This is a genomic window from Labilibaculum sp., from assembly GCF_963664555.1.
GTDB lineage: Bacteria > Bacteroidota > Bacteroidia > Bacteroidales > Marinifilaceae > Labilibaculum.
The window spans coordinates 1,478,083-1,491,061 of sequence record NZ_OY761461.1 but is presented as its reverse complement, the minus strand read 5'-3'; the positions used below and the strand labels follow the sequence as shown (position 1 = coordinate 1,491,061).

The window sequence follows — 12,979 nt, the reverse complement described above, 5'->3', positions numbered from 1 at the left end:
AAGTTTAAAAGGTTACGTTAACACCAAATGTAAATGTTCTTGTAGTAGGATATTTGTCCCGATCATCGTTACCCGGAGCTAAACCTGTTTGTTTCACCTCAGGATCTATCCCTTTATAACCCGTAAAAGTGTGTAAATTCAGTCCCGATACGTAAACCCTTAGATTTTTGAAAACATCTTTATTTTTAAGATTTACGGTGTAGCCCAAGGTAATGTTATCAATTTTCCAATAATCACCATTCTCAACATAATAACTCACATAACGCTGATCATCATTCAATACAGCTTTTCCATAAACTTTATCATAAGCAGAATTTAAGGTGTTGTATGCAATCTTTGGATTTTCATAAAACATCCGAGAAAAATTTAAAATTTGATAAGAAAATGCTCCCCTCATGTTGATGTTCAGATCGAAGTTTTTGTATCGAAAGCTATTGTTCCAGCTGGCGTAGTATTTTGGAATTCCATTCCCCAATACCTGACGATCATCTGTTGATGATTCTGTTGCTGAAATTCTTTCACCATTAGGTTTTTCTATTATCCAAATGCCATCGTCTGAGATATCGACACTCTTTAATCCATAGAAATTTCCTATTTCGCCCCCTATTTTAACAATATGAGTTGTTGTTTGAATAGGCTCGCCGGTATAACCATCTTCAGGATAGAAAAAATCATTTGTGGTTTTAAACTTGTCATTTGATAAAGAAACCAATTCATTTTTGTTGGTTGAAAAGGTCATATTAGCTTTCCACTCAAAGTTTGGTGTTTTAATAGGAGTCACATTAATCAAAGCTTCAAAACCTTGATTTTTAATTTCTCCCACATTTGTCATGATGCTGCCATAAAGGTATGGTGGTGTTGGAACGTCGTAATTCCATAAAGCATCTTTGGTTTTTCTGTTATAAAAATCAAAAGCTCCGCTAACTCTACCATTTAATAATCCAAAATCGAGTCCTACATTCATTTCCTCTTTTTTCTCCCAGCGTAAATCAGGATTATCATTTCTTGCAGGAACCAGCTTCCGCACCCACTCTTTATTTGAATAGAAATAATCACTATAATTTAAACTACTTAAAGAGTTATATGAATCGGCTACATTAGTACCGGTAACACCAAAACCGGCACGCAATTTTAAGTTATCAATCCAAGAAATTTCTTTGACAAAATCCTCTTCGGACATTCTCCAACCTAAAGAAACTCCTGGGAAATTTCCCCATTTATGGTCTTTCCCAAACTTAGAAGAACCTTCTCTACGAAGACTTGCCATTAATAAATACTTATTTGCAAAAGAATAACTTACACGCGAAAAGAAGGCAATCAGTTTATCGGAGTATTTATAACTATCCATACCCGCTTCTCCCTTGGTCAAACCACTTCCGATTTCCAGGTTATTATAGGTATACCCATCTGTTGGAAAGTATTTGTTGTTTGCCCAAAATCCTTCCGTCATGTTATCTTCATAATTATAACCAGCCAAAATAGAGAAACTATGATCTTCTGCCACAACTTTTTTATAGTTTACAGTTAACTCTGTATAGTTACCCAAATAATTTTCGGTACCACGGGAAGCAAAACCTTCTGACCCATATTTAGTCGTTGACACATGATTTTTAGTTTCATAATATCCGCGAATATTTGAATTGCTTTTTCTGGTGTACATTCCTTTAACGCTAAGTCCTTCAAAAGGATTGTAGGTTAAACTGGCCTTAAATCTCACATTACGATACTTATTTTCACCATCAGATTCTTTCAGGTATGCAACAGGATTATCGTAAAAATAAACATCGCGCTCGTACCAACTGCCATTTTCATTTTTAACTGGTTCGGTCGGGTTTCGAATTAATGCCTGCCTGTAAACGTATTTATTAAAACTATATCCATCTCCACCAGTCCAGTAATTTTGTTCGCTTATTATAGTCCCAATATCTGCAGTTAATTTACCATCAAACATGCTGTGGCTAACATCAATACGACCAGTATATTTTTCATTATCTGTTCTAATAAAAACACCTTGATTATTTTTGTAATTAATTGAGGCTGTTAAACTTGTGTTCTTGGATCCACCTCTAAATACGATATTATGCACATGACTAACTGCTTTTCTGGTTATTTCATCCAACCAATCTGTATTGGCTCCGTAATCAGCCAAATTGGCTCCTGTGAACGAATAACCTTCATTCCATTTTTCTCTTAGTTCTTCAGCATTCATGAAATCGAGCTTCCGGCTGATAGATGCAATTGAGACATAACCATCGTAGGAAATGGTAGGTTCCATACCTTTAGTGCTTCTTTTTGTTGCAATAATGATAACTCCATTTGTTCCCCGGGTACCATATATTGCCGAAGCCGATCCATCTTTTAATACATCGATAGATTCAATATCTTCCGGAGCAACAGATTCAAGGCTTCCCGGAACACCATCAACCAATACCAAAGGAGCTGAACTTCCAAGCAAAGACGAATTTCCACGCAACATGATTGCCGCGCCTTCAGTTGGATCTCCGGAAGGAGTTGCAATTGTAAGTCCTGCTACTTTTCCTTGAATCAATTGAGCTGCATCCTTTACTGCTCCTTTAATAAAGTCTTCAGACTTGACAGACGCAATTGCACTGGTAACATCACCCTTTTTAACACTCCCATAACCAATTGCAACAACTTCATCCAGTCCAAAAACATCCGGACTCATAACAATGCTCAATACCTGATCTGTATACTCAACCTTCTGATCTTTAAATCCAATAAAAGAGAAATGAATTACATCGCCAACAGATGCCTGAATCATAAATTTACCATCGATATCAGACACTGTACCAACAGTTGTTCCATCAATAAATACAGAAACACCTGGTAATGGAACTCCAGAATCATCGACGACAGAACCTTGAGCCAGTTTTTGGGAAAAAACCTGCCCCGACAAACACAAAAAAATCACTAAAACGAGTAAAAACCTTAAACAGCTATTTCTATTACCAAGCTGTTGAGGGGGAATGACAATTTTTTTCATAAATGTTATTTTTGGGTTAAAAAATATGACTCAAATCTGTCCATTCTTTAGGTTTTGGACTATCACTATTGTTTAAAAAAGTAACAAACATGTGTAAAAAATCATTTTATAAAAAAACTCCTTTCCCCAACAAAAAAACTGCAAATCTCAAAATTGAGATTTGCAGTTTTCAGAACTATTTACCATTAAAAACTAACTAAAATAATCTTTACCTGTCTTCTTATTGCTTAACAGTTCTAACTCCGAATACAGGTCCTGCCCTGTGCCCTTCGTGAGGTTTGAATGTAACCATCACTTTATCTTTAGTCATGCAAATATCATCAGGTAATTGGTATAAAATATCAATGAATTCACCCGGCTTTTTATCTGCAATATTTTCTGTCGCAAGTAATTTTCCGTCAATCAAGATATCAAATGTTTTAGCACCAGTATTTCCGCCCCAATATTCAACCGCCAAAGCCAATCGGTTTCCTTTCATCAATCCCATTTCAAAGGACATTACACCTCCTCTGTCAACAACACGGGATCTTTTGTTTTTTATCACATCAACGGATGATTTTTCACTTTGGAAATTATGATCCCGTTCCGGCTGCATTTCTCCTGGTTGGAAAAAGTCAACTGTCATTTCTTCCAATTTCTTTTTCTGTGCTTGTTTAGCTTGATATTCCTTTTGATATTTTGCCCATGATTCTTGGTTGAAAACATCAAAATACACAGAATACCTTACATCATGCACTTTATAAAATGGCTTCAAGACAAAATCATGCAAGTATCCAACCGAATCAGTTTTAAATGTATTTGCTTCTCCTTTTACAGCACTCAACCAATTCGATGGATCTCTATCTTCTGTCATAATAACAGGTACATACATTGCATCATTTGCTTTTGGATCATCTTCCGGCCCTAATTCCCCGGCCATCACCATAGGACCGTACATAACTGCAACACGGTTGCTGTCATCAGGCATGGTTTCCAGACGAAGTGTAAAAGGCATCTTGTATTCCAATACATCCCCTTTTTTCCACTTTCTTTCGATAGAAATAAAACTTTGCGGCTTTTGATCAACAGATATCTTTTCATTATTGATATAAATTTCCACACCATTTTCAGCCCATTTTGGGTAGCGCAGCTTAAGCGCAAATTTGCTTGGTTTTTCACAGTAAAACTCCAATTTTGTCCCTTGTTCTTCCGGAAATGCAGTTGTCTGTTTTACGATCAAACCTTTACTTTTCCAGTTTAATTGAGAACCAATAAATTGAGTCACATATAATTCATTATTGTTGTGAAAATAAATATTTGCTCCATATTTTGAATGATTCTCCATTCCTGTTCCTACACAACATGTAAACCAATACGGATCCTGATACACCTTATGACCTCCCATTTCCAGTGACAAATTATAGATAACCCGTCCATCTGCAGGGTGCTGAGAGGATAGAATGTGATTGAATAATGCTCTTTCATAAAAATCAGCGACTTCAGGAGCTGCTTCCCACTCAAAAAGATGACGGGACAGCTTCAACATATTGTACACATTACATGTTTCAGTTGTATTTTGGCTAAGGCGGTTGCGTAAATGATCCGATTCTCCAAAATACTCGTGATTGCAATTACCTCCGGTAACATAAGAATGATGATGAACAACCCGATCCCAGAAAAACTCAGCAGATTCTCTATCAGACAAAGCCCCTGTAAGCTCATAACGTCGGGCACAACCCACTAATTTGGGAATTTGTGTATTAGCATGTATTCCCGGCAAAACATCAACATGATGAGCCAAGGAATCAAGCACCTTTTTGTGATGAAACACCTTAGACAGCTGCAAATATTTCTCATTCTTCGTTAATCCATAAAGATCAACCAACGACTCATTAATTCCGCCATGCTCACAATCCAACATGTTTTGAATTTGTTTGTCGTTTAAGTCTTTTACAATAGTTGATAACCAATCAGCAAATTTAATATTGATTTGCAATGCCTTTTTATTTCCACATAAATTGTATGCGTCAGTCAAACCAGCCATTACTTTATGTTCGGTGTAATACGGCACCCAAATTCCATTCAAATCAAATCCTTTCGAACGTATATCTCCTTTTGCTACTTCTTCTTCAAGAATCCGCTTTCCGTCAGGGAAAGCACCTATGTATCCTTCTCCATCAGCATTCTGACAAACTTCCAGTTGATCTACAATGTAATTGACACGATCGAGAAAACGCTTATCATTTGTAGAATTATACATTAAAGCACAAGCACTTAGATAATGACCTAAGCTATGTCCGGCTATTGTATTTGCTTCCCAACCATCATAATGTTTTGCTTTAGGCTTTAAACCTGCTTCTATCCTGAATTTTGCCAATAATCTGTCAGGTTCATAATTCAACAAGCTCTGCACATTTAATTCCATGGCCTTTTCGAAAGGACCATCAAGTAATTTAACATCCTTTAGATCAAATGGCAGCACTTTAAATTCAACCACCTCAGGACCGTTCGTACTTATTCTATTTTCTTCAACACCTGAACAGGAAGCCAATCCAACTCCAAGACAAATTGAAAAGAATAAAACTCTATAATATTCGAATCTCATATTATAACAATTATATAGTTATCAATAAATTGCAATCTCAATTACTTTACTTTCCATTCCAGAATACCACCCGACTGTTCTTTTTGCAGTTGTGCCAAAATCCGCAGAGCTTTTGTTTTTACAGGCTTAAAATTCACAGTATTGTATTTATCAAGTTCCACTTTAAACTCATCACTGGTCTCAACAGGAACCCATTTCCCCTTGCTGTCTTTGTATAATAATGACCATTTTTCAGGCGCCTTATAATTACCATCGTAGTGATCCATATTAAGCCAATAAACCGAAGATTGAGACAATAAAACCGGCTCTTTAAATTCATAATCAACAGTCTCTTCCGATCCTTCTTTCTGCCACCAATAAAAATATGATTTATCTGTATCTCCAGAATTTTTAGGAGTAAACCCATCGTTTAAACCAGGTGTCCAACCTATTGATGCAAATGTCCTCGCTGAATCAGCAGGGGAATAACTTGGTTTTACAATAGCCGACTCCTCACCGGAAGGCAACCAAACCAACATATTTGCCGTTCCCCGATTGTTCCATGCATAATACGGAATGGCTTTAAGATTTGCAGCTTCAATTGTTTTTACTTCTCCCGATAGACTTACCCTGCTTGCTTTCATTGTAAGTGTTACCACTCCACCTAAAAGATTTTCTTCAAATTGAGAACTCACCTTTTCATCCGGCGATACAAACTCATCAAATAAATATGCATTACTGTTGTCTTTATCCTCGAAGCAATACACTATTGGACCACGTTGGTAAGCCAATTTGTTATGGTCATTAATTACTTTTTCGCTGGCTTTAATTCTGCGCACAGGCATCGGAAATTCAACTTCTATCTGATCACCCGCTACCCACTTTTCTCTCAGAATGGCATAACCATTCACCTCTTCCAGTGATTTTTTCTTTCCATTGATGGTAATCGTATAGATATCATTGTTAGTTTCAACAAAGTGATACAAATCAGATGGTACAGGTTGATTTTGTGCCCATCCCGGAATGCGAATTTTCAGACCAATACGTTCATTTGTCTTTTTATCAACTGAAATTGTAAGCTTACCACTCCAAGGGTATTGTGTTTTTTGTGTCAGACTTAAGGTGTCTTTTCCTACAGCAATGTCGGCATGACCGGCCGAAAATAGATTTACGTACACAGAATTTTCATCGGCTGCATAAACATAACCTGGTATGGAGGCCATAAACCGGGTAATGTTACCAGGACAACAGGCACATCCAAACCAAGGTGCACGATCGTGATTATGAACAGATTCAAGAGGATTGTCGTAGAAAAATTTATCGCCGCTTAAGGATACTCCCGAAATAACCCCGTTGTATAACACACGTTCAAGTACATCGTAGTATTTTGAATTTCCATCATTCAGAAACAAACGGTAGTTCCAGTAAACATTCGATATCGAAGCACAAGTCTCACAATAATCAGTCATGTTAGGCAATTCGTAATTCGGGCCAAAACCTTCACCTTGAGCACGGGAACCAATTCCACCAGTAATATATAACTTTTTTGAAACCACATTTTCCCATACCTGTTTGGTGGCTTCCATCAGTTGCTTGTCATGCATCAAAGAAGCTACATCTGTTACTCCTGAGTAGAGATATCCCAGACGAACAGCATGTCCCAATGCTTCATCCTGCTCCACAATTGGTTTGTGATCCTGACTGTATTCGTTTAATTTGTGACCGTCGGTACCCTTACCTGTTTCGTCGATAAAAAATCGTGCCAGTTTAAGGTATTTTTCATCATTTGTAACCCGATATAGTTTTACCAAGGCCATCTCCACAATCGGATGACCTGATGGGACTTTCTTTTGGCCTTCGCCCGGACCAAAAACCTGATTCACCAAATCAGCATTTTTAATCGCAATAGAAAGTAAGGAACGTTTGCCTGTTGCCTGATAATGAGCAATTGCTGCTTCGTAAAGGTGACCACAGTTATAAAGTTCATGGCTGTTTAAACGATCCCAACGTCCTTCTCCGTACCAGCCCTTTAAACGCTCACATTTGTTGGTTAAGCAAGTATAAAGGTAACCATCCTCTTCTTGTCCTGCGCCGATTAAAGTAATCAGGCTGTCCAAATAATGGTCTAATTTAGCATCGTACTCCACTGCAAGAGTATATGAAGCTCCTTCCAACACTTTGTAAACATCAGTATCATCAAATGGAAAATCACCTTGATGTTCTCCTTTAATCAAACCACCGGCAAGGGCAAAATTATCCATACGCCCGGTCTCTTCACACTTTTTAAATGCTGAAGGAATTGACACCGTTCTATTAATTTCAATTTTAGGAGCCCAAAACTGATCATTTAAATGAACAGATGTAAAAGGAACCGGTTTTAAATGTCCAACTGTTTCTTTCTCCTTTTCAGCACATGAACATGCAAGGAGACCAAACAACATTAGAAAGCTGTAATATCTTAATTTCATTATATATTTATATTAGTATGAAAATTCGGTATCGGAACTATTCCAATTCCCATTCGAAAATTCCTGACGCATTTTTTTCAGGCAACTTCACTTCAAGTTTTATTGCATTGGTCTTCACAGTTTTAAATGAAACTTTGCTGGGAACATCTTTTGTTACAGTGTAGGGTTCATTATTCTCAACAGGCATCCACTCACTGTCTTTATTTTTATAGTAAATTTTCCACTCTTTTGGTATGCGACAACCACCCCAAGGAGCATCATCATACCAATAAACGGTTGAACCACTTACTGTTTTCTCACCGTCAAATTCGTATGAAATCCATTCTGTTGTTCCTTCTTTAGGCCACCAATGGTAATAAGGTACAGCTTGAGCCTTACCATTTTTAGGGATGAGTTGGTCGTTAACCGCACTAATTGCTTTCACCAAATGCGAGGCATCAACTTTACTTTCCGAGGCAAGAGTGGGTTGTTGCATGGGACGACTGGTACTTAAATCGTTGGAAAGCCAAACTGTCATTTCACCACTTCCACGATGAGCCCATGCATAGTAAGGAATCATGTTCAATTGAACATCTTTTACTTCGATTTTACCTTGTTTGTTGTAATTAAGTACCTGAGCATCTGTATGAATCATGTTTATGCCATATAGCAAATCTTGTTTGTTTTCAACAGTAAATACCGGTTTTTGTGGAATAACAGCACTCAATACACTATAATCATTATCAGGCCACTCAGCGCAATAAACCACAGGACCGCACTCAACAGCAACTCTGCCCTGATCAGCCTCAACCAATGAATGAGCTTTTACAGTGCGCGCTTCCATATCGAAATGAACTTCAACTTTGTCGCCTTTACCCCAAGTGCGGCTGATGGAGAAATAACCATTTTCAAGTTGACTTGTAACAGGCTGCCCGTTTACTTTAACTGAATATGATAATTTTTTGTTATCAGTGAAAGTATATAAATCACTTGGTACTACTTGACCTAACACCCATCCCGGAATACGGATTTTAAGGTTGAAGTTTTGTTTCTTCTTTGGATTTACATCCAGATTGATATCACCAACCCAAGGATAATTGGTTGTTTGTTTCAATACTACCGGTTTTCCATCTACCTTAATTTCCGAATTATTCGACATGAACAGATTTACATACAAATCACTTTTATGCACTGCATAAATATATCCTGGAACAGAAGGAATAAACCGGCAAATATTTGACGGACAACAGGCACAGCCAAACCATGGCCGGCGTTGGTGCTGACCAATTGATTCAAGAGGATTTGGATAGAAAAAACCATCGCCTTCCAATGAAACACCACTAATCAACCCATTATAAAGAGTGCGTTCCAGTACATCGTAGTATTTTGATTCGCCATGAAGCAGAAATAGTCTGTAATTGAGATAAACATTTCCGATGGCAGCACAGGTTTCACAATACGCCGACATATTAGGCAACTGATAATTTTCACCAAAAGCCTCACCATGCCCTGTAGCACCAATACCTCCTGTGATGTATAATTTTTTGCCCACAATGTTTTCCCAAATTCTATCGATGGCGTTTACATAGGTAGTATCACCGGTAAGCGCAGCCACATCGGCCATGCCGGTATACATATAGGCAGCACGAACTGCATGCCCAACAGCTTCGTCCTGTTCCAAAACGGGTTTGTGCGACTGACTGTATTCACTTTTTATTGTGGTATACCCCCGCTTATCGAGCAGGAATTTTGCAAAGTCCAGATATTTCTGTTCTCCCGTTGCAACATATAGTTTTGATAAAGCCATTTCTGCAATCTGATGACCTGGAACTACTGTTACCTGTCCGGGTTTATCGCCAACTTCCCTTACGGCACAATCGGCATACTTTTTCGCGATATCTAAAAAATTTGTTTTCCCAGTTGCCTGATAATGTGCCAATGCACCCTCAACCATATGTCCCAGATTGTACAACTCATGACTAAGGTCTTCCTCTTTTTCCCAACGTTTGGTTCCTGCCCATTCATGCGGATGTGCAGGATTCATTGTACGGGAAGTGTATAAGTATCCATCTGCCTCCTGCGCAGCGGCCACAATTGTCAGCACACTGTCAATATATTTGTCTAATTTTTTATCCGGAAAAGTCTGCATTGAATAGCTTGCTCCTTCAATGGTTTTATACACATCGGTATCATCAAATGAAAAGCCTTCCACTTTAATCGTATCACTTGGATGTGCTGCCTTAATAAAGTTTTCATATCGACCCGTTTCTTCACACTTACTAAAAGCCAATGGAATAGTAACTTCACGACTTGCTTTCAGTCTTTGTCCCCAAAACGAATCTGTAACTTTTACTGAAGTAAAAGGAACAGGAGAAATGGGATATCCACCTGTTGTATTTTTTTCCTGAGCATTTGCAGCAAAACACAAAATGCAAAGTGCAAGTGTTAAAACTCTTTTAATTGTTGTCATTGTTATATCCTATTTTTTAAATATTACTATTTCAGAAATTAATTACTTTTCAAATGTAAAATTGTATCGAAATGCTCACATTAAGTTGTCGGTTTGTTCAAAATAATAGTACAAATGTTTTTAATTCTTCAATTACATCGATTTATCAAAGCTCTATTCACTCCATTCTCTAAATGAACTCAAATAAGAGTAAATATTTTCGCCTTTAATTTTACTGGATTTAACTTATTGCCGAAAAATAAACTGATTAATGAATATTATTTATCCGGAGATGTAATCTTCATTAATTCAATAATTTCCTGCACGGTTAATGCTCTGTTAAAAAGCTGGGAATTTGAAATATAACCTATATAATTCTCTGCGTATAAACCACTTGCGCCAATCAGAATATCACTGTTTTTAACAAATAGATTAATTGGTTGTTGAGTATTTAGAACACCATCAACATATACCGATTCAACCATTCCATCAAAGCTCAGTGCTATGTGATGCCATTTTGATGCTTCGGGGATTTCTTTATAGGCTAAATCAACAGATCCATCTCCATGAGCCACAGCTCCAAAATTACTTTTACCATACATTAATGCTGAATAGGAGCCTTGCAGCATATTTTCACGACTATTCCAGGTTATCAGGCATTCTCCATCTCCAATTTCAGGATTAAATACCCACGAAGACACAGTATACGATGAGTTCCAACTTAAACTGTTAGGAGCAGATTCACTTAATCTAAAATAGCTTTCTCCATCAAAAGAAATTGCTTTTACATTGTCGATATACTTTATTTTGGGAGTACCTTCTTTCATAAAGTATCCCGCTAAACTTCCTGAATTTTTGAAGGAATAATCAAAAGAATCCATTACGAAATTTTCGACGTCAAAATTCATTAATAAATGATCATCCGTTAAAACATTATTGGTAGAAGTTTTCGACAGCAAGGCCAATTCAGGAATTTCAAATAAATCAGGATAAACTTTTAGATTCCATATTGCAGGAAACAATCCTCCTTTTTCAGCCGCGGTTACCGTCAATTTAACATAGCGGGTATTTAATGCATTGTTATCATCAATCATTGGTGACCCACTTTGCCTGTTATTTGTTCTGTCTGAAAACAAGGACCAATTAATGCTGTCAGAAGAACATTCAATTCTATACTGATAATAAAAAGTTGAATACTCAAACTGAGTCATTACTCTGGCAACTTTCACTTTTTTACCCAAATCAACAACCAATGATTGAGGGTATGTACTTGATGCAGCCTTCCACATCGTTCCGTTATTATTATCTGTGGCATATTCAGGCAGATATTTATAATCAACTGGACTATTTGTATATTTTGTTGCCGGTGATTCCAAATGATAATAAGATGTAGCTGTTGTTTTGGCTTTAAAGGCCAAATCCTTTTCAGGGATCTGGTTTTTTCTCAAATAACCAATTCCTTTATGCGTCGGAATTACCGGAAGAATAGTACTGTCATTCAGGAAATCAAGTCTATCAGCGCAAACTTGTCTGAACTCACCACCAGTACTATGCGGATTATCATGACGATGATACAGGATATAATAATCGTCGCCATCTTTTAAAACCGAATGATGCCCGGGACTATCAATACTTCCGTCCTGATTTGTTTTCAGTATTGGAGAATTATCTCCGTAGTGAAAGGGACCTACCGGAGAATCAGAATAAGAGTAATGAACTGCATAGCTGCTCAACCTGCAATCACCTGACGAATACATCAGAATATACTTTCCATTGTGTTTTAGTAAATAAGCAGCTTCAAATACTTCAGGAATTTGAGTGATTGGAATTGATCCGCTTTCCAATATCGTACAATGATCTTTGGGATCAATTTTAGCCCATCCAAGTCCCCCGAAACTAGAACACCAAGTCCCAAAATAGGAATAGATTGATCCATCATCATCCAAAAAATACTGGGCATCCAAAGCTGGTAACCCCTTAATCGCTGTCCCCACAGGAATAACAGCCTGTCCATTTTTCAGACTTTTCCATGGACCGATTGGTGAATCAGAAACATAGGCATAAATATTACAGCCATGTTCACAATTACCCATAAAATAGTAATACTTTCCATCCTTCCCTTTCATCACATCAGGAGCCCAACAATTGGTTAAACCATCCGGTAACTCAATATCCATTTCGGTATTGTACCAATTCACAAAATCTTTACTTACCCAAACCTGTGGTTCTCCCGAAGCCAATTTAATTCCATCAGTAGTGGAATACAGATAGAAGGTATCTCCAAATTTTTTAATGGTTGGATCGGCAAAGTAGCCTGGTAGTAATGGGTTATCTATCCCCTGAATTTTATGTCCTGTTTCCTGTCCATTTAAGCAGAACGGAAATATCAATAGTAAAAGATACAAGCCTTTTTTGAGCATGACAATAAATTTTTATCATAAAAAACAAATACAAAAGAAATGATAATTCTCTTTTGGAAATAATTAGACAGGCGTAGCCAAATGGTTACGCCTGTC

Annotated in this window: 5 protein-coding genes; all 5 read right to left on the bottom strand. The window is 37.4% G+C overall.

Going from position 1 to position 12,979, the window contains the following annotated elements; translation table 11 throughout:
- Window positions 1-4: 4 nt before the first annotated feature.
- Window positions 5-3,004: a SusC/RagA family TonB-linked outer membrane protein gene (locus ACKU4N_RS06045; RefSeq protein ID WP_321321593.1), complete on the bottom strand. Its 3,000-nt coding sequence runs from the start codon at window positions 3,002-3,004 to the stop codon at window positions 5-7.
- 220 nt (window positions 3,005-3,224) lie between these two features.
- On the bottom strand, window positions 3,225-5,588 hold the full coding sequence (locus ACKU4N_RS06040; RefSeq protein WP_321321591.1) for a beta-L-arabinofuranosidase domain-containing protein: 2,364 nt from the start codon (window positions 5,586-5,588) through the stop codon (window positions 3,225-3,227).
- A gap of 41 nt (window positions 5,589-5,629) precedes the next feature.
- A complete protein-coding gene (locus ACKU4N_RS06035) occupies window positions 5,630-8,035 on the bottom strand; it encodes a glycoside hydrolase family 127 protein (protein ID WP_321321589.1) in 2,406 nt (801 codons plus the stop codon).
- Between the two features lie 37 nt (window positions 8,036-8,072).
- A complete protein-coding gene (locus tag ACKU4N_RS06030) occupies window positions 8,073-10,484 on the bottom strand; it encodes a glycoside hydrolase family 127 protein (RefSeq protein ID WP_321321587.1) in 2,412 nt (803 codons plus the stop codon).
- A 257-nt stretch (window positions 10,485-10,741) separates the two neighbouring features.
- Window positions 10,742-12,883, bottom strand: a complete 2,142-nt coding sequence (locus ACKU4N_RS06025) for a family 43 glycosylhydrolase (protein WP_321321585.1) — start codon at window positions 12,881-12,883, stop codon at window positions 10,742-10,744.
- Window positions 12,884-12,979 lie beyond the last annotated feature (96 nt).

What these genes read in the sequence shown, in the direction of transcription:
- ACKU4N_RS06045 (WP_321321593.1), bottom strand. Translation starts at nt 3,004, where the DNA reads ATGAAAAAAATTGTCATTCCCCCTCAACAGCTTGGTAATAGAAATAGC.
- ACKU4N_RS06040 (WP_321321591.1), bottom strand. Translation starts at nt 5,588, where the DNA reads ATGAGATTCGAATATTATAGAGTTTTATTCTTTTCAATTTGTCTTGGA.
- ACKU4N_RS06035 (WP_321321589.1), bottom strand. Translation starts at nt 8,035, where the DNA reads ATGAAATTAAGATATTACAGCTTTCTAATGTTGTTTGGTCTCCTTGCA.
- ACKU4N_RS06030 (WP_321321587.1), bottom strand. Translation starts at nt 10,484, where the DNA reads ATGACAACAATTAAAAGAGTTTTAACACTTGCACTTTGCATTTTGTGT.
- ACKU4N_RS06025 (WP_321321585.1), bottom strand. Translation starts at nt 12,883, where the DNA reads ATGCTCAAAAAAGGCTTGTATCTTTTACTATTGATATTTCCGTTCTGC.